General features: G+C 57.2%; 18 protein-coding genes. 6 read left to right on the top strand and 12 right to left on the bottom strand.

Features of this window, described 5'->3' with window-relative positions:
• Positions 1-193 precede the first annotated feature (193 nt).
• A complete protein-coding gene (locus tag Q0778_RS03255) occupies positions 194-1,072 on the bottom strand; it encodes a SapC family protein (protein WP_298333957.1) in 879 nt (292 codons plus the stop codon).
• A gap of 126 nt (positions 1,073-1,198) precedes the next feature.
• Positions 1,199-2,647 carry an FAD-binding oxidoreductase gene (locus Q0778_RS03250; RefSeq protein ID WP_298333955.1) on the bottom strand — a complete coding sequence of 483 codons (1,449 nt, stop codon included), beginning with the start codon at positions 2,645-2,647 and terminating at the stop codon, positions 1,199-1,201.
• 167 nt (positions 2,648-2,814) lie between these two features.
• Here Q0778_RS03250 and Q0778_RS03245 point away from each other — a divergent pair, with 167 nt between their 5' ends.
• The 3 genes from Q0778_RS03245 to Q0778_RS03235 all read left to right on the top strand — a co-directional run bounded on the left by Q0778_RS03245 (position 2,815) and on the right by Q0778_RS03235 (position 5,643).
• The gene (locus Q0778_RS03245) at positions 2,815-3,429 is read left to right on the top strand and encodes a hypothetical protein (protein WP_298333953.1); all 615 of its coding nucleotides are present in this window, start codon (positions 2,815-2,817) and stop codon (positions 3,427-3,429) included.
• A 191-nt stretch (positions 3,430-3,620) separates the two neighbouring features.
• Positions 3,621-4,985, top strand: coding sequence for a DEAD/DEAH box helicase (locus tag Q0778_RS03240; RefSeq protein WP_298333951.1), 1,365 nt, complete (start codon positions 3,621-3,623; stop codon positions 4,983-4,985).
• Positions 4,986-5,010: 25 nt separating this feature from the next.
• Positions 5,011-5,643 carry a hemolysin III family protein gene (locus Q0778_RS03235; RefSeq protein ID WP_298333949.1) on the top strand — a complete coding sequence of 211 codons (633 nt, stop codon included), beginning with the start codon at positions 5,011-5,013 and terminating at the stop codon, positions 5,641-5,643.
• Between the two features lie 9 nt (positions 5,644-5,652).
• Here Q0778_RS03235 and Q0778_RS03230 read toward each other — a convergent pair whose 3' ends face one another.
• Positions 5,653-6,159 (bottom strand): hypothetical protein, encoded by a 507-nt coding sequence (locus Q0778_RS03230; RefSeq protein ID WP_298333947.1) that lies wholly within the window; start codon positions 6,157-6,159, stop codon positions 5,653-5,655.
• Positions 6,160-6,221: 62 nt separating this feature from the next.
• Complete coding sequence (locus Q0778_RS03225) at positions 6,222-8,537, bottom strand: UvrD-helicase domain-containing protein (protein WP_298333945.1); 2,316 nt, start codon at positions 8,535-8,537, stop codon at positions 6,222-6,224.
• Between the two features lie 288 nt (positions 8,538-8,825).
• Between Q0778_RS03225 and Q0778_RS03220 the strand changes: the two genes are divergently transcribed.
• Positions 8,826-9,182: a hypothetical protein gene (locus Q0778_RS03220; protein ID WP_298304420.1), complete on the top strand. Its 357-nt coding sequence runs from the start codon at positions 8,826-8,828 to the stop codon at positions 9,180-9,182.
• A 54-nt stretch (positions 9,183-9,236) separates the two neighbouring features.
• Here the strand turns inward: Q0778_RS03220 and rsmD are convergent, their stop codons facing one another.
• The 3 genes from rsmD to Q0778_RS03205 are packed head-to-tail and all read right to left on the bottom strand — an operon-like array spanning position 9,237 to position 11,786.
• Positions 9,237-9,803, bottom strand: coding sequence for a 16S rRNA (guanine(966)-N(2))-methyltransferase RsmD (gene rsmD / locus Q0778_RS03215; RefSeq protein WP_298304422.1), 567 nt, complete (start codon positions 9,801-9,803; stop codon positions 9,237-9,239).
• Positions 9,803-10,603 (bottom strand): pseudouridine synthase, encoded by an 801-nt coding sequence (locus Q0778_RS03210; RefSeq protein WP_298304424.1) that lies wholly within the window; start codon positions 10,601-10,603, stop codon positions 9,803-9,805. Before Q0778_RS03210 ends, rsmD begins: the two co-directional genes overlap by 1 nt.
• 10 nt (positions 10,604-10,613) lie before the next feature.
• Positions 10,614-11,786 (bottom strand): aromatic ring-hydroxylating dioxygenase subunit alpha, encoded by a 1,173-nt coding sequence (locus Q0778_RS03205; protein ID WP_298333943.1) that lies wholly within the window; start codon positions 11,784-11,786, stop codon positions 10,614-10,616.
• A gap of 73 nt (positions 11,787-11,859) precedes the next feature.
• Here Q0778_RS03205 and Q0778_RS03200 point away from each other — a divergent pair, with 73 nt between their 5' ends.
• Together Q0778_RS03200 and Q0778_RS03195 are read left to right on the top strand one after the other, a co-directional pair.
• Positions 11,860-13,668: an MFS transporter gene (locus Q0778_RS03200; RefSeq protein ID WP_298304428.1), complete on the top strand. Its 1,809-nt coding sequence runs from the start codon at positions 11,860-11,862 to the stop codon at positions 13,666-13,668.
• Positions 13,669-13,763: 95 nt separating this feature from the next.
• On the top strand, positions 13,764-15,041 hold the full coding sequence (locus tag Q0778_RS03195) for an MFS transporter (protein WP_298333941.1): 1,278 nt from the start codon (positions 13,764-13,766) through the stop codon (positions 15,039-15,041).
• Between the two features lie 100 nt (positions 15,042-15,141).
• On the opposite strand, the gene Q0778_RS03190 is transcribed toward Q0778_RS03195, so the two are convergent.
• Genes Q0778_RS03190 through trpB form a run of 5 tightly spaced genes read right to left on the bottom strand, consistent with a single transcriptional unit; the run spans position 15,142 to position 19,799 of the window.
• Positions 15,142-16,473, bottom strand: a complete 1,332-nt coding sequence (locus Q0778_RS03190) for a folylpolyglutamate synthase/dihydrofolate synthase family protein (RefSeq protein ID WP_298333939.1) — start codon at positions 16,471-16,473, stop codon at positions 15,142-15,144.
• Between the two features lie 5 nt (positions 16,474-16,478).
• On the bottom strand, positions 16,479-17,333 hold the full coding sequence (accD, locus tag Q0778_RS03185; RefSeq protein WP_298333937.1) for an acetyl-CoA carboxylase, carboxyltransferase subunit beta: 855 nt from the start codon (positions 17,331-17,333) through the stop codon (positions 16,479-16,481).
• A 12-nt stretch (positions 17,334-17,345) separates the two neighbouring features.
• Entirely contained in the window at positions 17,346-18,122 is a 777-nt protein-coding gene (gene trpA / locus Q0778_RS03180) for a tryptophan synthase subunit alpha (RefSeq protein ID WP_298333936.1), read from the bottom strand.
• Complete coding sequence (locus tag Q0778_RS03175) at positions 18,119-18,517, bottom strand: DUF559 domain-containing protein (RefSeq protein WP_298333934.1); 399 nt, start codon at positions 18,515-18,517, stop codon at positions 18,119-18,121. Before Q0778_RS03175 ends, trpA begins: the two co-directional genes overlap by 4 nt.
• A 43-nt stretch (positions 18,518-18,560) precedes the next feature.
• Positions 18,561-19,799: a tryptophan synthase subunit beta gene (trpB, locus tag Q0778_RS03170; RefSeq protein ID WP_298304441.1), complete on the bottom strand. Its 1,239-nt coding sequence runs from the start codon at positions 19,797-19,799 to the stop codon at positions 18,561-18,563.
• Positions 19,800-19,825: the final 26 nt, after the last annotated feature.

Below are 19,825 nucleotides of genomic sequence, written 5' to 3'. Positions count from 1 at the left end.
GGCTCATGAGGGGGTAACCGCTTCGAACCTCTAAATAATCACTGGTGCTTCTGCTTTCAAGATACGAGCCGTCTTAATCGCATCGAATCTGGAAGCAATTCTCACATAGATTGAAACAGTTAGGGGGCGACTACCTAGCCGCCCCCTAAGAGGTTTTTCGTATGTTTTGGCTCTCGCAAGCCAAGGCGTAACCTCAGGAGGCAGCCTCAGGCATTGGCACCTTTCCCTGTGCGCTCTGACGCTCAAATACCATGCGCATCAGGTTCATTGAGAACAAGTGTGCGTGGATCAACATTAGCATTCCGCTCTTGTTGAGCTCTTCCACTTTCTCTGTGGGGAGTTCGCGCAGTTTTTTTTCATCGACCATGCGGAAGCCGCGATACACGAAAGGCTTGTCTGGCATATCGTTGCGGGTGATGGCGATCTCGCCATCCATCATCAGGTCCAGTTCGTTGAGCTGATCAAGGAATGCTTTGGTACGTTGACCTGAAGTTTCAAACCGACGACAGAACTCGAGCACATCGTCAGTGTACTGCGTTGGGACAACATCACCTGCCTTGATTGTTGGAAGTGCGGCAGCTGCGTCAGCTTGGCCCGCATTCTGCAATTCTGTACGCTTTGCTTCGCGAGCAGTAACATCGTTATCGGCAGCAACGACAAACAAGGTCTGACCTTCTTTGTCTTTACCAACCACACCAGCCTCGGGATCGAAGCATAGTGACATCTCTTCGCTGTTTGCCTGAAGCTTAGCGAGGATGAAGGGGTAGCGACGAATGTAAGCTGGGACATAAACGCCCGCTTCCAACTTACCATTATCGTCAATGAAGGTATTCACGCCTTCGTTAAGACCCATCAGAGCGATCGGCAGCGGCGTGTCGTTCGCGGTAAAGACGATCGGGTAGTTGCGTTGTGCATCGACAAACTCGTCCACTGTCAGAGGGATGGCATGGGTGTTTGCGAGGAATGACGCGTCTTCGAAATTGGCCACTTTCCAATCCGCATGATCACGGCTGTTTAGAGGCATCAAGTCTTTGTAGAAAAGCGGAAGTTGTGGCTGCGGCGCGGTGGCCATGGAAGTTCTCCTAGAACCGAATTGAAAGTTGTCCCAAGGCGACCTGCATGGATTTCGCGCAGTCTCCGCCCATGAATTGCATGGCCCTTTAGGCGCTCGTGCACTCAGGTGCAAGCGGTGTAGAGTCTAACACTTGTGGTTAGGCACAAGCTTGCCCGGATTTAGCAAACTTTGCGGATCGAGTGCCTGTTTGATGCTTCTCATAATTAGAAGAGCTGTAGGGTCGGCAAGTCGCCCCAATTCGTCGACTTTCATTTGGCCAATACCGTGTTCGGCGCTGATCGATCCTCCCCATTCGGTGACCAGATCATAGACCCGCGCGCTAACGTCTTTGCCTTGAGCCTCTTCCCATTCACCCGGCACCGCTCCCTTTGGAGCCAAGATATGAAAGTGCACATTGCCATCGCCGAGATGGCCAAAAGCTACTGCCCGTGTGCCGGCGAACTGCGCCTCGATAGCCGGCGAAGCTGCGAGGATAAATTCTGGCATTTTTTCGACCGGAACAGAAATGTCGTGCTGCATGGCGGGACCCAGCGCACGTTCGGCGGCTGAAATAGAATCGCGCAGGGTCCAGAAATCTTCGGCCTGTCTTTCATTTGAGGCAATCACTGCATCGCTCAACAGGCCATCCTCCGCCGCTTCGCCAAGCGCCAGTTCAAGCTTTTCACACAAAGCCGCATCGTCGCTATCGATAGCGACGCATTCGATTAGCGCATTCCACGAGTGCTGGCCTCCCAACGGTGAGCGCGCGTGAGGTAGGTGGGATAAAACACTGGCGAGGCAGTGGTCGGGCATCACTTCAAAGCCTTCCAACGTGTCTCCAAGCGCGCTGTCCATTCGGTGCAACAGCGACCGGGCATCGATGATCGATCCAAGGCCCACCCACGCTGTGGCACGGGCGCGCGGAGCTGGTAGTAGACGCAACGTGGCAGCTGTCACGATGCCCAAAGTTCCTTCAGAACCGATCAAGAGCTGCTTGAGATCGAACCCGCGATTGTCTTTCTTCAAAGCAGTGAGCGCGCTGAAGATGCTTCCATCGGCGAGCACCGCCTCAATTCCCAAAACTTGCGCACGCATCGTCCCATGGCGCAGTACCTGGGTTCCACCCGCATTGGTCGAAATCAGCCCTCCGACCGTCGCCGAACCCTTTCCACCGAGGGTGAGGGGAAAACGCAAGTCCGCAGCTGCGGCAGCGTCATGGAAAGTCTGGAGAATGACACCTGCTTCGCAAACCGCCTGTCCAGCACCTGCATCAAGTTCGCGAATTGCGTTCATTCGTCGCAGAGACAGCAGGATTGATGAGCCGCTCGCATCAGGAGTTGCGCCACCGGCCATTCCGCTGTTCCCGCCCTGGGGAACAATGGGAACAGAGCGCTTCGCGCAAAGTTTGACGAGTTCGGCAACTTCCTGGGTTGAACTTGGAGATGCAAGGCCAAGCGCTGCGCCTGAATAACGCCCACGCCAGTCGGTTAGCCACGGCTCCAGATCATCGGCAATGGTGGTCCAGCCTTTGGGGCCTAGCAGTTCGGCAGCTTCTGACGCGAAAGTCTTTGATTGAGTTGTGAGCTCTGTCATTGTTGCGCCTATGCCACAATCTGCCGCGAAAGCACTAGTGCTTTGCCAGCTCCAGGCAGGGAGGTTAAGCCAGCGTTCAATCACCAGTGCTAGGCCAAACCCTTCTATCGCGAAGGGCCGGGTGGGGCTCGCGTGAGAAATGCCGTTTGGAGGGATAAAGGGCATCCATGGCTAGCCTGTATGCATTTGCTGCGTCGTTGACGCTGTTCTTGCCATTCTTGGCGTCGGAGGATGGTGAGCGTGAGGTGCCTGCGCCCGTTGCTCAATGCACATCGCCTGATCTCACATCAACTCCGCATGTTGAGGCACCACGCAAGGGCGAGACTCCCAAAGCACAAATTCCCTCTCAACTGGGCGCCACCAACGCCTTGGACGCTTTTTACCGGTCAAGTACCGCCAATCAGGTCCGCATTGAGCAGCGCGTAACCATTCGCATTACGCCCTACCGACAGAGCAACCGGAATAGTCTTCTGGCTCAACTTCCTCGCCGTGGTGTTAGTCAGACTTTTGAAGAACGCCCAATGAACAGTTGCGTGCCTGTCGCAGGGATTGCGGGGGTTCAAACCGGCACGGGCAATCGCTTACTCCTATTCTTGCGAGATCAGCGCATCATCAGCCTAAATCTGGAGCGCGGCTGTGAGGCACGCGATTTCTATTCGGGCTTTTATGTCGAGCGCAATGAGGACGGGCGGCTCTGTGTCAAGCGCGATCTTTTACAATCTCGCAGTGGCGCAAAGTGTGAAGTTGAGCGGATGCGCCGTCTCGTACAGGTGGACGACTGACCTCTTGGTTCGGCGTGTTTGGGGCGCCTGCACACTCAACAGCACAATCCCGTAAGCGGGCAATTTCTTGACTCTGAGCGCCATTTTGGCCAAGCGAGCCGCATCTTTATGAGAGGCTAACGCACATCGTGCAGTTTGCCTTACATGAATTGAGTTTTCTCGCTTACTCTTATCCGGACAATCGCAACCTTATGACATTTGCCGATCTCGGCCTCTCTCCTGAATTGCTTCAAGCGGTTGAAACCGCTGGCTACACCGAGCCTACCGCTATTCAAGCCGAGGCGATCCCTGCCGTATTGATGATGAAAGACCTCATCGGGATTGCGCAAACGGGAACGGGCAAAACCGCGAGTTTCGTGTTGCCGATGATCGATGTGATGGCTGCCGGGCGCAGGCGTGCCTTGATGCCGCGCTCGTTGATCCTTGAGCCAACGCGGGAGCTCGCCGCGCAGGTTGCGGAGAATTTTGAGAAGTACGGCAAAAATCATGATCTGAAGATGGCGCTGCTCATCGGCGGCGTGCAGATGGGCGATCAGATCAAGGCGCTTGACGAAGGCGTTGACGTATTGATTGCGACACCGGGCCGGATGATGGACCTGTTTGAGCGGGGCAAAATCCTGCTTTCGGGCTGTGAGCTTCTGGTGATCGACGAAGCGGACCGAATGCTCGATATGGGCTTTATCCCAGACATTGAGTTTATTTGCGACAAGCTACCTGAAACGCGCCAAACCATGCTGTTTTCAGCAACAATGCCAGCCCCGATCGAGAAGCTTGCGAAGAAGTTTCTGAGCAGCCCTAAGCGAATCGAGACGGCGCGCGCGGCGACCACAAACAAGGATATCACTACGTTCAAAGTTCCAGTGCATGCACGCAAGAAACGCGAAACGCTGCGCTGGCTTTTGCAGAACGACCATGTTGAGACCGCAATTATCTTTGCCAACCGCAAGACAACCGTTCGAGAGCTCAACAAGAGCCTTCAGAGACACGGTTTTGCATCGGGTGAGATCCACGGCGACATGGACCAAAACTCGCGACTCAAAGAGCTTGAGCGGTTTAAGTCGGGCGATGTGAATATTCTGGTTGCTAGCGACGTTGCTGCACGTGGGCTTGACATAAAGGGTGTCTCCCACGTCTTCAATTTCGACACACCTTGGCATCCGGATGACTACGTTCACCGCATTGGCCGCACCGGGCGGGCAGGGGCGAAGGGCCGCGCCTTTACGCTGGTGTCCGATGAAGACGCCGAAGCCATCGAAAATGTTGAGAAGCTAACCGGCAATCCGGTGAAGGTCTTTGGCAAGGAAGATGTGCGCGTTGAGCTTGCCGCGCGCGACGCCGAGCCAGAAGCCGAGGAGCGCGAAGAACGGCCCAAAAAAGAGGCCAAGAAGGCATCGCGCAAGCCTCGCGAGGAAAAAAGACCGCCCGATGAGGCTGCGGATGAAAAGAAACGAAAACCCCGCAAAGCTCGCGAGCGCCAAGAAGACAGTGAGCCGGTACCTGCCGGCGAGTGGAATGGCCCCAAGCCTGGTTTCCTTGATGTAGGGTTTGGCGAATAGACCTTAGACTGATTGGTTCTCGGCGATGTTTCCCAGCAAAACAGCCCTGGAACGCAAAGCCGATGGCTGGGTTCACACGGCTGGATTTGCTTTCCTCGTTCCCGCTAGTGCCCTTCTTGTGCACAAGGCCATGCAGCAGAGCGATCCACTGCTTCTGACGGCGGTCATTGGCTATGCCTTGGCGGCATTGTTTTCGCTCGGTGTCTCATTCGCCTATCACTTGCTGCCACGACACGATTTGAGAGCAGTGCTACGCCGATGGGATCATGCCGCAATCTATATTGTCATCGCTGGCGTATTCGGGCCGCTGCTCGTGGTGTGCGGTACGCCGACTGCATTTGGGATCCTAGGCCTTCTGTGGTTCTTTGCGATTGTCGGCCTGGGTTTTAAGCTTTCGGGAGCCAATCCGGATTCGCCATGGTCGCTCGTCTCTTATCTAGGGATGGGCTGGTTTGGCCTGTTCGCACTGCCCGATTTTTGGGCTGGGCTGCCTGGCGTGTGTGTGGCGCTATTGGGGGCAGGGGGCGTCTTCTACACCATTGGAACGCTGTTTTATCGACGCAAGGAAATGGCCTACCGTTATCCTATCTGGCACACATTTGGGACTTGCGGAGGATTGTGCTTTTTTGCCACAATCTGGGTTGCGGTGGGAGCCTAGCTTCCGAGCTTATGGCACTGCAAACACGTGGGCGACCATGCGGTTGCCTTCGAATACCGCGCGGTCTTCGATGTTGATACCGTCTTCCACGAACACAAAATCAAACACACCATCCTTGTTGCTGTCTGAATGGAGCATCACGAGGAACATGGTGCCCGGCTCTGGCGCGGGGTTGAGGGTGATTGAGACATCTTTGTTCGTGCCGCTTTCGACAAAGCTATAGCCCGCAACCCAATCGCCATTGGGCTTTCCATCGATGAAGGGGTGCAAGACCAGCCAGCCATCGTCCTCGATATGCACTTCGTTAAAGGTGATCTTTGCGCCATCGCCGCGCCTGACCGCGGTGCCGCCCGATGTGATGCGCTGTTCGGTATATGTCGAGTCGACTGAGCGGGTAAGCCCCTCAACCATGATCCAGTTTTTTTCACCATTACCAAGCGTAATTGCCGACGCGTCCTGCGCAAATGCTGTTGTGGCCAGTGACAATGCTAGTGCCAATCCGATTGTTTTGCGCATGTGTATTGACCTCTCTTTGCTACAGTATTGCAGGAGTCTCACTGGTGGGGAAGAAGGCGTGTTTAGCCAACCACGCTCACAAAACTGTCGATCACCCGCTTTTCACCAGCGTCTTCGAACTGGATGGTGAGCTTGTTGCCCTCTTGATCGATAACGCAGCCGATCCCGAATTTCTTGTGCTCGACCATGGCTCCGATCGCGATATCGGAGCGCGGCTGGGCGGCAAAGCTGGCTGATGAACGGCCAGGTTCTGCGAGGCGCTGCGGCTTGGTTTCGTATCCGGTTGAGACTGCGCGCTGCCACCCGGGGCCCCGGTTCTGAGCGCGGGCCGGGTTTTGCTGAGCGACATGGGCGAAGGGGTCCTCACTCTCGCTCCAGTTCGCACGCCACAATGAAGCGCCGCCGCTCATCGTAGTCTCTTGCTCAGTGAATTCCTGGGGCAGTTCCTCGATGAAACGCGACGGGATCGAGCTGATCCATTGCCCGTAAATACGGCGGTTGGCGGCGTGCATGATAATGCATTTGCGGCGCGCTCTGGTAATCGCGACGTATGCGAGGCGGCGTTCTTCTTCGAGGCTTGCAAGGCCCCCTTCGTCGATCGCTCGCTGTGAGGGGAAGACACCTTCTTCCCAGCCGACGCAGAATACGTGATCAAACTCCAGACCTTTGGCGGCGTGGATGGTCATAATGGTGACGGTCTCTTCCTCGTCGCTACGATCATTGTCCATGACGAGGCTGACATGTTCAAGGAAGTCGCCGAGCGTTTCATACTCCTCCATCGCGCGCGCCAATTCGGAGAGGTTTTCGGCACGTGCTGCGCTCTCTGCCGAGCGGTCCTTGGAAAGCATGTCGTTATAGCTGCTCTCGTCTAGGACAAGGCGCAGGAGGTCAGCAGGTGACATGACTTCCGCCGCCTCACGCCATGCCAAGAATTGCCGCATGAGTGAGCCGATAGTGTTCGCTGCGCGTTTCGGTAACTCATCGCTATCTGCCAGTTGCAACGATGCCGCAGCAAGCGGCAGACCCACTCGACGCGCGTGCAAGTGCATCTTTTCAAGCGTCTTTGAGCCAAGCCCGCGTTTGGGTTGGTTGTAAATCCGCTCAAACGCGAGATCATCTTGTGGCTGTGCAATCACGCGCAAATAGGCGAGGGCATCGCGGATTTCCGCCCGCTCATAGAAGCGAAAACCGCCAATAATCCGGTAATTGATACCCACTTGGATAAAGCGGTCTTCAAATTCGCGGGTCTGGTATTGCGCGCGCACCAATATGGCGACTTGGTCAAGCGGTGCGCCCTCGCGTTCTAAACGTTCAATCTCCTCTGAGACCCGCCGCGCTTCTTCTGGCGCGTCCCACACGCCGATCACTTTGACCTTGTCGCCGCCATTTGCCTGTGTCCAAAGGGTCTTGTCGTGCCTTTCAGAATTGGCGCGGATCAGGCCCGACGCTGCGCCCAAGATCTGTGGCGTCGAGCGATAATTCTGCTCCAACCGCACCACATGTGTGCCCGGAAAGTCTTTTTCAAACCGCAGGATATTGGCAACTTCTGCCCCGCGCCAAGAGTATATCGATTGGTCATCATCGCCGACAACGCAGATGTTCTTGTGCGCCTGCGCCAGCAATCGGAGCCAGAGATACTGAACCGCGTTGGTGTCTTGATACTCATCGACCATGATATATCTGAAACGGCTCTGATATTCGGCAAGCACATCGGTGTGCTTCCGGAAAATATTCAGCATATGCAGCATCAAATCGCCAAAATCACAGGCGTTCAACGCCTTGAGGCGATCTTGATAGGCGCCATACATCTGCGCGCCTTTGCCATTGGCATAAGCTTCATTTTCGCCTGCATCGAGGTCAGCCGGATTAAGCCCTCGGTTCTTCCAACGGTCGATACAACCCGCCAATTGCCGCGCAGGCCAGCGTTTCTCATCCAGCTCGTGATCGTTGATGAGTTGCTTCAACAGTCGCAGCTGATCATCGGTGTCGATGATGGTATAGTTGCTTTGAAGCCCGGCCAATTCCGCGTGACGGCGCAACATCTTGGCGCAGATTGAGTGGAAGGTGCCCAGCCAAGGTAGGCCTTCTCCCGGAGCGCCCAGATGGGTGGCCACCCGCTCACGCATTTCACGCGCGGCTTTGTTGGTGAATGTCACGCACAAGATCTGGCTTGGCCAAGCGCGGCGTGTCGCTACCAAATGCGCCATCCTTGCCGTAAGCGCGGCCGTCTTTCCCGTGCCCGCACCAGCGAGCATCAAAACGGGGCCTTCCGTCGCCAACACAGCCTCACGCTGCGGCGCGTTAAGCATGGCAGCATAAGGTGGAATATCGGCTTCAGGCGGACCTGAGGGTGCGATTGAAGGCAGATCGTGGCTCATGAACTCGGCTGGAACAATTACAGAACAAATTCGAAGGGTGCAAGGTCGCATATCAGGCTCTCGAGTGCACCTCTTCGTAGGCTTCCGTCCCCGATTATTCGCTCTGTCCGGTTTGTAGAACAGCTTTCGTTGTTCCGTGTCATCGGCGCGATCTGGGAGGCGCAGGCCCCTTCGCAAAGCCGCAATTCCCTGCCATCTCACGCTTGTTCGGTGTGGAGGGAACAGGCGCTCCGGACGCACATTGCAATGTTCGTCATCGCTTGGGTTTGTTCAATAATGGAGTAACCCATGCGAGTATCTCATCTCTATCTATTCGGTGTCGCGGTCGCGACTTTAGGAATGGTGGCGGCTGCCCCCATAGCGGCAAGCACGCAAGATGCACCGTCTGCATCGCCGCCAACGGCGCCGCAGCTTTCAGAAAAGCAGCAGGCCGAAGTCTCTGGCTGGCCCTCAGAGCAACAGGCTCAGTACGAACTTTGGCCTGCAGAGACCCAAGCCTATTACTGGGAGCTATCAAAACCGCGTCAGTCCCTGTTTTGGCAGTTGCCGGACGAGGACAAGATTGCCTTGACGGCAATGACTGGCCCGGAACGCGACGCTGCCTGGCAACAGCTTGAAAGCCGTGCTGCTTCCTCTCCCCGCTAGGCACGAGACCAGCTTACCCAAGGCTGGCTAGCAAAGGGCGGGAACGGCGCCCTATCAGTCCGGCGCCGGGGTGGGGGCGGGCTCGCGTACAAGCAGCGTGAGCCTGCCCTTGCCAACCTTTCTCGAGGCTTCAATCTGGAGGCCCTTGATGTCAGGTTCTTCGTCAAAAGCCGTTTCGAGCGCGATCCACGTCGCATCATCAATCCAGTCAAGGCGCAGAAGTCGGTCAAGGGCCACTTCGCCAGCGCCCGTGCGGTAAGGCGGGTCGAGCATGATTAGATCGTAAGTTTCGCGCGCGACCCTGAGACCCATGACCGAGCCTGCTTCCACAGTGCTTGATGCTCGGGCATCGAGCGCAGATATGTTGGCGCGGATCGCATCGAGGGCGGGACGTTCCTGTTCCACGAAAAGGCAATGCGCAGCGCCCCTTGAGAGTGCTTCCAATCCCAATGCACCTGAGCCCGCGAAGAGATCCGCGACGCGCAGGTCATCAAAGCTGCCGAGGCGACTGGTGAGCATCGAAAACAGCGTCTCGCGCATGCGATCTGCAGTGGGCCTTGTGGAATCGCCCTTGGGTGCAGTGAGCTTTCGCCCGCGCCATTCGCCAGCGATAATCCGCATTAGTCTTGCTTCCTCTTTGAACCACCTTTGAGGGAGCTTACAAAGCGATCAAGGTCGCCTTTCTTAATGCGGGCTGCTTGTCCTCGCGGGAGATCGCCCAGAGCAAAAGGCCCATAACCCACCCGGATCAATCGGTTTACTTCAAGCCCGAGATATTCGAGCACCCGGCGCACCTCGCGGTTTTTGCCTTCGGTGATGGTCATTTCGATCCAGTGGTTCTTGTGGCCCTTTCCACCGGACCCACGTTCAAGATTGGCGTCGATTGAGCCATAACGCATGCCTTCGATCTCGACACCTTCGCTCAAGGCCTCAAGCTGATCTTGATGAATTTCGCCAAAGGCGCGCGCGCGGTAAGTGCGCGGAATCTCGCTTGAAGGGAGCTCCATGGTGCGCTTGAGGCCACCATCGTTTGTGAGCAACAACAACCCTTCAGTGTTAAAATCCAGCCTTCCGACGGGCATGACCCGCGGCGTGCCTTTGGGAAGGGCATTGATGAGCGCCGAATAGATCGTCGCGCGGCCTGCTGGGTCTCTTTCGGCGGTGATCAGACCTGAGGGTTTGTGAAAGGCATAAAGTTGAGAGGGCTCGGGCGGGCCGACTGGTTTTCCGTCAACGCTCACCCCTCTAAGGGACGTGAGGAAGGTTGCAGGTGTTTCAACCGACTTTCCATCCAGCGTGATGCGCTTATCAGCAATCATACGCTCAATCTCGCGGCGCGAGGCAACCCCTGCGCGCGCGAGAAGTTTGGCGATACGGTCGCCCTCGGGGCGATCATCAGATTTCTTTGGGTTGGTGGGCATGGGGTGCCCTTTAGGCGCTCAAGTGCTCCTGCACAATCGCATCAAAGCGCGCAATGCCGCTTTCGAGTGTGCCCATGGTAAGCTCGGTGATTGCTCCGCTTTCCAGACCTTGCTGGCCAAGCTCTGCTGCGCGGAAATCTTCATTGGCGAAAACACCACCGTCGAGAAGCTTCCAACTGCGTTCCCAGTGGTCCAGTGCCTTCTCGGTTTTGGGCTCCTCAGGAATGAGCATGAAATCCTCAACAATGGTGTGATTGTGAGCCTGCGGCATCAGAACCATGATGTTCACGTAATCGGGGCTCGGTACGACGATGGTGCCCGGGAACAGCTGATAGGCAAAGGTAATCACCCTACGCATTGCGGCCATATCGTTGAGGTCCACATTCTCCATTTCCTCGAGGCGTCCCACTGCTGAACGAAGGTGCGGGCCGACCATATCGCCGCTGGTTATGCCGTCTTTGAAGAAGGGGCCGATGGTGTTCGCGTGGAGGCGGGTGACATGATAGCTCTCAAGGAACGCATCCATGATGAGCTTCCAATTGCCCTTTACCTGATGGGTCTTGCGGCGGAAGAGGTGGAGATCGCCCATTCCAAAGGCATCGAAGTCGGTGCTGATCGCTTTGGCATGGGAGAAGTCGGCGCCCTCTACTGACGCGAACCAAATCATGCCGCCGGTTTCAAGTGAGGGCAGCTCGACAAGGCTATGTTCGCTCTTGTCCAAACCGGGAAAGGTTTCTGGGCGTGGCAGGGCAAGGAGCTTTCCGTCAAGCTTGTAAGTCCAAGCGTGATAGGGGCACACCATGCGCTTGGCGCATTGCACATCCTTGCCCTCAACCAGCCGAGTGCCGCGGTGTCGGCACACGTTAAGGAAGACGTGCGCGACACCCTCGCTGTCGCGGGTGATGAGCAGCGGGCGGCCCGTGTCATCATGCGGCACCACCATGCCGGGTTCGGGGAGCAAGGCGGACGGCGCGAGCACCTGCGGAAGCTTGTCGAACAGCGCCGCTTTCTCTTTCGCAAAGTGATCGGGGGAGGTGTAGCGGCCTGCAGGGACAGTTCCAATCGTGTCCACCGGGCGCTGCGCTTCACCATCGCGAATGCTCTCAGCAAGCGCGAGCTGGCCAGCGGTTGGCTCTAAACTTGGAAATTCTCTGGGCAAATCTTGCGTTGTGGCCCGGTTCATCACGTTATCCCTATTTCACTTGTCCAGCTTTTGTCCCACACTCGCGCCCAAATTACAAAGGATGTGCTTACCCGTGACCACCGCCGAAGCGACCGCCGACGAAAGCGCAAAGCCTAAGAAACCCGGCATTGGCGAGGTTATCCGCGCGCTGAGGAATAAGAAGTCGGCCTATATGGCGCTGTTCGGCTTTACGAGCGGTCTGCCTTTCGCGCTGTTTCTGGGTACGCTTTACGCGTGGCTGTCCGAGGCAGAAGTCGATTTGGAGACAATGGGCGTCTTCTCGTTGATTGGCCTTGCATACGCCTTCCAATTCATCTGGTCGCCATTGGTGGATAAGGTGAACATTCCTGGTCTTCGCAAACTGGGCAAGCGCAAACAATGGATTGCGCCGATGCAGCTGAGCCTCGGCATTATCCTTGTGACGCTCAGTCTGCTTGAGCCCAAGACGCAGCTCGGCTGGTTCTCGCTGCTTGCCGGGATCGGCGCGCTCGCCAGCGCGACACAGGACATTGCAATCAACGCCTGGCGGATTGATGTCGCGGACGAGGAAGCGACCCTCGATATGCTCTCGACTATCTATCAGATGGGCTTTCGGTTGGCCTCACTGTTTGGCGGGGCATTGGGCCTGATAATCGCCGCGCGCATTGGGTGGCCAGAAACCTATATGATCTTTGGCGCGAGCGTGCTGTTGATCGGCTTTGCAGGGCTGTTCGCACCGGACAGCGACCGCGATAGGGTCAAAACTGCAAGCACCAGCGAGGAGGAAATCGAGGAGCTTTATGCCGTTGGCGAGGTGCGCCCGGGTGTGCGTAGGCATTACCTTTGGGTAGTGGTCGGCCTTTGGGTCTGGGCGCTGACGATCCTCGGCATCTTCATGGTCCGCGCGCTTGGCGGCTATGTGCCGATGATGGGGGTTTTCGACCTGGGACTGTTTGTGCTCGATCCCAATTACCTGCTCGGCATGTTTTCCTTAAATGAAAGCGGGCGACCTGATCCGACCGAGTTCACTGCCAAGATGGGCCCGTTGATCATCGCGGCAACTATCATCCTGCCAGCAGCGATTGCGGGAATGCTCCATGGCCGCAAGACAAACGGTAGGGACTTGATTGCCCCCGGCGAAGTTGCTCAACGCGCGTCCGGAGCCGTCGACCACCTTTACCGCGCATTGCTGGCGCCGTTGGTGGAGTTTGTCGGGCGGATCGGTTGGTCGCTTGTTTTGATCTTAGCGCTCGTTCTCACCTACCGGATTTGCGATGCGATCTGGGGGACCTTTGCCTATCCGTTCTATCTGGGCGAGCTCAATTACACCAATGATGAGGTGGCTTTCGCCTCCAAATTCTTTGGCGTTGGCGCAATTATCGCAGGGCTCGCCTTGGGCGGTTATATGCTCACCGTCTTGGGGCGGATGCTGACGCTGACTTTGGGTGCGCTTCTCGCAGCGCTCACCAATCTGCTCTACGCTGATATGGCCGTGGGCGGGGCGAATATGCAGGTGGCTAGCGACATTGTGGGCTTCACTTGGCTGATCAGCACATTTGCACCATTTGGCTCCGACGCTCTGCCGCGCCTGACCTTCACCATCATGTTTGAGAACTTGGCGATCGGTATCGCGGGTGCAGCCTATATCGCGTGGCTCTCTTCCATTGTGTCAAAGAAATATGCCGCCGTGCAATATGCTCTACTCTCCTCGCTCACTCTGCTTGTTGGCACTCTGGGACGCGGAGCCTTGGGTGAAATGATCGAAGAGCAGGGCTACTTTGATGTCTTCGTGCTTACGACATTGATCGGGCTGGTCGCGGTGGTTCTGTGTCTCGCTGAATGGTACAGGCAGTCGCGCATGGGGACCGATGATGTTGAAGCTAAGGCACAGCCAGCTGAATAATAACAGCCCAAGCTCCGTTCGCACTGAGCCTGTCGAAGGGCGCGCGTTCGCGGTTCATCCTTCGACAGGCTCAGGACGAACGGGGAAAAGCGAAAGTGTGGAGCGGCGTAAAACCCTACCTTGAGAAAGAGGCGCTTGCTGCGTTCTTTGTCGGGGTCTCCTCGGGCTTCCCCTATGCGATGATCGGGGCGACGCTGACCACAAGGCTTGCCCAAGACGGGATCGACAAAGCAACCGTCACAGCCTTCACGCTCGCCTTCCTTGTCTACAATTTCAAAGTGTTCTGGGCATGGGTGGTCGACGGCGTTCGCCTGCCCATCCTTGGCCGAATGGGACAGCGCGTCTCGTGGATGCTTCTTTCTGGCGTGTTGGTCATTGCGAGCGTTGTGAACCTCGCGCTGGTTGAGCCTCAGCAGAGCCTCACCGCAACCATCATCGCCGCCGTGCTTGTGGGCGTGGCGGGCGCGACCTTTGACATTGTGATCGACGCCTACCGGATTGAGACCTTGCGCCCCGATCAACTTGGCACCGGTTCGGGGATGAGCCAGTACGGCTGGCGAATTGGCGCGGCAGGGGCGGGGGCGCTCGCGCTGGTTGTGGCGGCGCGTTACGGCTGGTCAGCGGGCTATATGGCCTGCGCTCTGTTCGCGCTTCCCGCCATGCTCACCGCGCTCATCATGGGGGAGCCCGCAAGACGCACCGTCACCATTGCGAAGAGTGGCGTTTCCGACGTGTGGCAATCCATCGCGGGGCCATTCGCTGAGTTTCTGGGGAGGCACGGCGCATGGTTGGTGCTCGCCTTTATCCTTGTTCACAAGATCGGCGACACGCTCGCAAACCTTACCTTCCGCCTTCTGTTCGACGACCTTGGTTTCACCAATGACGAGATCGCGCTTTACGATGTGGGGCTGGGCTTTTGGGCCTATATGATCGGAATATTCCTCGGCGGGGTTTTGTACTCAAAATTGGGCCTAAAACGCTCGGTGATGATCGCGCTGATCCTGATGGCGGTGTCCAATGTGAGCTTTGCGGGGCTTGCCGTGGTCGGGGATTCCAATTGGGCCATGGCAGGCGCGATTGGGTTTGAAAACTTTGCCAGCGGGTATGGTGGCGTGGTGGTCGTCGCCTATTTCTCAGCACTGTGTGATCTGCGTTTCACCGCCGCGCAATATGCTCTGATTTCAGCCGGAGCGAGTGTGATGGGCCGCTTGCTCACAGGCACCACGGCAGGCGGACTAATCGAGGGGATTGGCTATGTGAACTTCTACCTGCTCACCACCGTGCTTGCCCTACCAGGAATAGCGCTGTTCTGGTGGATGAGCCGCAGTGGCCTAGTCGACGAAGCGATGGGGAGTGCAGGCACTCAAAACTGAGGCCCGTTCGTGCTGAGCTTGTCGAAGCACGCGTTCACGCGGTTTATCCTTCGGAGTCGAAGACGGCCAAAGGCCACCGGCTCAGGACGAAAGGTGGTTTTCAATCGGGGATCTCGTCATTCAACCGCAGCGCTTCACCCGCGAGATAGAGCGAGCCTGCGATCAGGATGGGCGAGCCATCCGAAGGCACATTCAAGAGCGCGTCTTCAAGGTCATCGCGCGCAATGGCATCTTCGCCAAATGCGCTCGCCGGGTGGCTGTCGTGGCCTGGCACGGGCACCACCTGAAGCGTGCGCACCTTTTCCCCTAAGGGGTTGAGCAGCGCCCTCGGGTTCTTGTTGTCCAACATGCCTAAGATCAGGTGCAATTGGCGCTCTTCGAACAGCCTTGCAATCGCTTCGCCAGCGCTGAGGTTATGCCCACCATCGAGCCAAATTGTGTGCTCAGGTGCGAGTGAAGTAAGGAGGCCGTCCGACAGCTTCTGCATCCGAGCGGGCCATGATGCGCTCCCAAGCCCCTCCTTGATATCTGCATAGGACACGCCAATGTCTCTCTGCGAACGCAGCATTGCGATTGCTAGCCCTGCATTCGTAAGTTGGTGAATGCCCGGCATCTGCGGCTGGGGGAGCCACCATGGGCCGTCAGCTTGGCTCTCGTCTCTATAGTAGAAGTTGTTATCTGTCGGGCTACAATCCCACCCTTCTCCCATCTCTTGCAGGAGTGCTTTCCTTCGCTCTGACACCTCGCGGATGGCAGCGCGCTCTGCAATTGAATAGGCGCTTCCCATCGTCACCAGCGGCACGCCCTTTTTCGCAATCCCCGCCTTCTCAAACGCAATCCTTGCCATTGGCTCTGTTGGCACGCCTTCTTCAGGCGCCAGCAGGAACTGTTCATGATCAATTCCCAGCGCAGCAATCCCGCAGGCCGCGAGCGCCTCTGGTTCCAGCACATTGGTTGCATCGAGACGCCCGCCTACGCCCACTTCAACAACGCAGGCGTCTGCAGGTGAGCGGCTAAAGGCCAGAAACGCGGCGGCGATGGTGACTTCGAAGAAGCTGGGGGCTAAGTCCTCGCCACCCTGTTCACTGGCATCCAGAACCTCTTTGAGAAGCTCAGCCAGAGGCTCATCATCGATCAGCTTACCCGCCAGCCGTATCCGCTCATTATAGCGCACGAGGTGGGGTGAGGTGGTGACATGCACACGGTTGCCATCGGCCTCCAGCATGGCGCGCAGAAAAGCGCACACAGAGCCTTTGCCATTGGTGCCTGCGACATGGAACACCGGCGGCAGTTTGCGGTGCGGATTGCCAAGCCGCTCCATTAAAGCTCGGATGGTCTGCAACCCCAAGCGGCCTTGCGGCACGCTCAATTTCGCCATGCGGTCGAGCTGCGCAGTCACTCGCGGATCATCCGACCGCCCGAAATCAATCATCGTGTTTAGGCAGCTTCATCTGCCGGCTGAAGGAAGTCGAGGACAGTCGCCAAACGCTCTTTCAGCTCTTTGCGCGGTACGATCATATCGACCATGCCGTGCTTGCTGTAATACTCGCTCGTCTGGAAATCGTCGGGCAGCTTTTGACGAATGGTTTCTTCGATAACCCGGCGGCCCGTGAAAGCGAGTGTCGCTCCTGGTTCGGCAATATGGATATCGCCTAGCATAGCGTAGGCAGCCATCACCCCGCCCGATGTCGGGTCTGTCAGGAGTACAATGTAAGGAAGGCCAGCAGCTTTGAGTCGCCGGGTCATAATGGTCGCTCTTGGCATCTGCATAAGGCCCAAAATGCCCTCTTGCATCCGCGCACCTCCAGAAGCAGTCACCACGATGAAGGCGCATTTCCGGTCGAGCGCTTTTTGTGCGCCTTGGCAAAATGCTTCGCCCACGGCCATGCCCATCGAGCCGCCCATAAAGGAGAAATCCTGCACACCCACAACGGCTGCCTTACCGTTAATCGTGCCCGATCCTGTCACGAACGCATCGGCATGCGGGCTTTTTGCGCGCGCGGCTTTCAAACGGTCGGTGTATTTCTTCGAATCTTTGAATTTCAGCGGGTCTTCGGTCACTTCCGGAATAGGAAGCAGCTCAAACCCTTCGTCGAGCAGCAAGCTAAGGCGCGTATCGGCATTGATCCGCCCATGGTGCCCGCATTTTGGGCAGACGTGGAGGTTTTCCTCATAGTCGGAAACAAACAGCATTTCCTGACAATTGGGGCATTTGATCCAAAGGTCTTTTTCGGTGCTCGATTTCTCGGCGCCAAAGCCCAAAGAATTGCGAACGCGGTTTAACCAGCTCATTTTCTTGACCCCTTACGCCGCTTTAATGGCTTCAACCATGGCAGCGGTAAGCTCTTGTAGCTTTGCCGGAGCCTTTGCGCCATGTTCGCCTACCAAGTCAACAAAGGCTGACCCTACGACAACGCCGTCTGCATGGGCGGCAATGGCGGCGGCTTGCGCCGGTTCGCGCACGCCAAAGCCGACAGCGACGGGAATATCGGTGGCCGCTTTGAGCGCTGCGACAGCCTCTTCGATGGAGCCAGCTGCGGCTTGTTGTAGACCGGTGACCCCGGCGACGGAGACGTAATAGAGAAAGCCGCTCGATCCTTCGAGCACTTGCGGCAGGCGCTTTGCATCGGTGGTCGGGGTGGCGAGGCGAATGGGCGAAATGCCTGCATCGCGAAGGGCTGGACCCAACGCATCGTCCTCTTCAGGCGGAATATCGACGCAGATGACACCGTCCACACCTGCGCCTTTGGCGGCATTGGCGAACCATTCAGGCCCCCGTCGGATCATCGGGTTGGCATATCCCATAAGGACCAGCGGCACATCAGGGTGCCTTTCACGGAACTCATAGGCATATTGCAGGACATCGGCGGTGGTGGTGCCTTTGCCAAGCGAGCGCAGGTTCGCAGCTTGAATAGCAGGCCCATCGGCCATCGGATCGGTGAAGGGCATCCCCAACTCAATCACATCAGCGCCACCTTCGACGAGCGCGTCAAGATTGGCAGCGGTGTCGCCATCACCAGCAGTGATGAAGGCGACGAAAGCGGCATGGGGTTTGCTAAAAGCGTTTTGGAGGCGGGTCATGACAAAGCCCCCTCACCTTTAGGGGAGGGGGTTGGGGGAGGGGGCGAGGCTCGCAATTCAGCCACAGCTCCAGAAAGCCGGGTCAAAACGCCCTCTATATTGTCCATCACCTCAAGGTTCGAAAATCTGATCACCGTGTATCCCTGATCTTCCAGATATTGTGTTCGTGCCGCGTCATAGTCATCTGGGCCCGCATGTGTCTCGCCATCAATTTCAATCACCAACTTGGGAGTGTTTGAGGCAAAGTCTGCGATATACTTCCCGATCACCTTTTGCCTGCGAAATTTGATGCCTTGAAACCGCTCTGCTCTCAACTGATGCCACATCCGCTTCTCCGGTTCCGGCATGACCTTGCGCATTGCTTTGGCGTGGGCCGTGAGGCGAAGGTCGCGCATTACCCCTCTCCCAACCCTCTCCCCTGAAGGTGAGAGGGCTCAATCACATCTCCACCCCAAGCTTTTCAGCCACGGTGAAAATGTCCTTATCGCCCCTACCACACAGGTTCATGCAGATGATCTCATCCTCGCGCATCATTGGCGCGCGTTTGGAGACGGCGGTGAGGGCGTGGGACGGCTCCAGCGCTGGGATAATCCCTTCGGTGCGGCAGAGCAGTTGGAAGCCTTCCAAAGCCTCATCATCGGTGACGGCGGTGTATTCCACGCGGCCTGTCTCTTTGAGCCACGCGTGTTCGGGACCAATGCCGGGGTAGTCCAGGCCAGCTGAGATCGAATAGCCTTCGCTTATTTGCCCATCTTCGTCCTGCAACAGATAAGTCTTGTTGCCATGCAGGATTCCCGGACTGCCTCCCAGAAGGCTGGCATTGTGCTCCGAACCTTCAAGGCCCTTTCCGGCAGCCTCAACGCCGAGCATTCTCACGTCTGCATCGTCCAAGAACGGGTGGAACAGGCCGAGCGCATTGGAGCCCCCGCCAATGCATGCGATCAGCAGGTCGGGGAGCTTGCCAGCCCGTGCCAGCATTTGAGCACGCGCTTCCTTACCGATCACGCATTGAAAATCGCGCACCAGTTCAGGGTAGGGGTGCGGGCCTGCAGCGGTGCCGATGATGTAGAATGTGTCGTGCACATTGGCGACCCAATCGCGCAGCGCGTCGTTCATCGCATCCTTAAGCGTCCCGCGTCCGCTTGTAACCGGGACGACTTCGGCACCGAGCAGTTTCATCCGGAACACGTTGGGCGATTGCCGCGCAACATCCTCAGCGCCCATATAGACTACACAGGGCAGACCAAAACGCGCGCAAACGGTCGCAGTGGCAACCCCGTGCTGGCCCGCGCCGGTTTCCGCGATAATGCGGGTCTTGCCCATGCGTTTGGCGAGCAGGATCTGCCCGATGCAATTGTTGATCTTGTGCGCGCCGGTGTGGTTGAGCTCGTCGCGCTTGAACCACACTTGCGCACCCATTCCGGGCTTCGCGTCCTTGCGCAATTCCTCGGTCAGCCGCTCTGCATGATAGAGTGGTGAGGGGCGCCCGACATAATGCTCGAGCAGATCGTCGAACTCAGCCTGAAATGCGGGATCTTCCTGCGCCGCGCGATATTCGCGCTCCAGGTCTAAGATCAGCGGCATCAGCGTTTCGGCGACATAGCGCCCGCCAAAATCGCCGAAATGGCCCCGGTCGTCAGGCTGGTTGCGGAAGGAGTTAGGAGAGGTCTCGTTCATTTGAGCGTGCTTTACATGAGGGGGGA

This window comes from uncultured Erythrobacter sp. (assembly GCF_947502395.1).
Classification (GTDB): domain Bacteria; phylum Pseudomonadota; class Alphaproteobacteria; order Sphingomonadales; family Sphingomonadaceae; genus Erythrobacter.
The sequence above is the reverse complement of the archived record's forward strand: the minus strand, read 5'-3'. Positions and strand labels throughout refer to the sequence as shown.

Coding starts and splice junctions, on each gene's coding strand:
- Q0778_RS03255 (WP_298333957.1), bottom strand. CDS start 1,072: ATGGCCACCGCGCCGCAGCCACAACTTCCGCTTTTCTACAAAGACTTG.
- Q0778_RS03250 (WP_298333955.1), bottom strand. CDS start 2,647: ATGACAGAGCTCACAACTCAATCAAAGACTTTCGCGTCAGAAGCTGCC.
- Q0778_RS03245 (WP_298333953.1), top strand. CDS start 2,815: ATGGCTAGCCTGTATGCATTTGCTGCGTCGTTGACGCTGTTCTTGCCA.
- Q0778_RS03240 (WP_298333951.1), top strand. CDS start 3,621: ATGACATTTGCCGATCTCGGCCTCTCTCCTGAATTGCTTCAAGCGGTT.
- Q0778_RS03235 (WP_298333949.1), top strand. CDS start 5,011: ATGTTTCCCAGCAAAACAGCCCTGGAACGCAAAGCCGATGGCTGGGTT.
- Q0778_RS03230 (WP_298333947.1), bottom strand. CDS start 6,159: ATGCGCAAAACAATCGGATTGGCACTAGCATTGTCACTGGCCACAACA.
- Q0778_RS03225 (WP_298333945.1), bottom strand. CDS start 8,537: ATGAGCCACGATCTGCCTTCAATCGCACCCTCAGGTCCGCCTGAAGCC.
- Q0778_RS03220 (WP_298304420.1), top strand. CDS start 8,826: ATGCGAGTATCTCATCTCTATCTATTCGGTGTCGCGGTCGCGACTTTA.
- rsmD (WP_298304422.1), bottom strand. CDS start 9,803: ATGCGGATTATCGCTGGCGAATGGCGCGGGCGAAAGCTCACTGCACCC.
- Q0778_RS03210 (WP_298304424.1), bottom strand. CDS start 10,603: ATGCCCACCAACCCAAAGAAATCTGATGATCGCCCCGAGGGCGACCGT.
- Q0778_RS03205 (WP_298333943.1), bottom strand. CDS start 11,786: ATGAACCGGGCCACAACGCAAGATTTGCCCAGAGAATTTCCAAGTTTA.
- Q0778_RS03190 (WP_298333939.1), bottom strand. CDS start 16,473: ATGATTGATTTCGGGCGGTCGGATGATCCGCGAGTGACTGCGCAGCTC.
- accD (WP_298333937.1), bottom strand. CDS start 17,333: ATGAGCTGGTTAAACCGCGTTCGCAATTCTTTGGGCTTTGGCGCCGAG.
- trpA (WP_298333936.1), bottom strand. CDS start 18,122: ATGACCCGCCTCCAAAACGCTTTTAGCAAACCCCATGCCGCTTTCGTC.
- Q0778_RS03175 (WP_298333934.1), bottom strand. CDS start 18,517: ATGCGCGACCTTCGCCTCACGGCCCACGCCAAAGCAATGCGCAAGGTC.
- trpB (WP_298304441.1), bottom strand. CDS start 19,799: ATGAACGAGACCTCTCCTAACTCCTTCCGCAACCAGCCTGACGACCGG.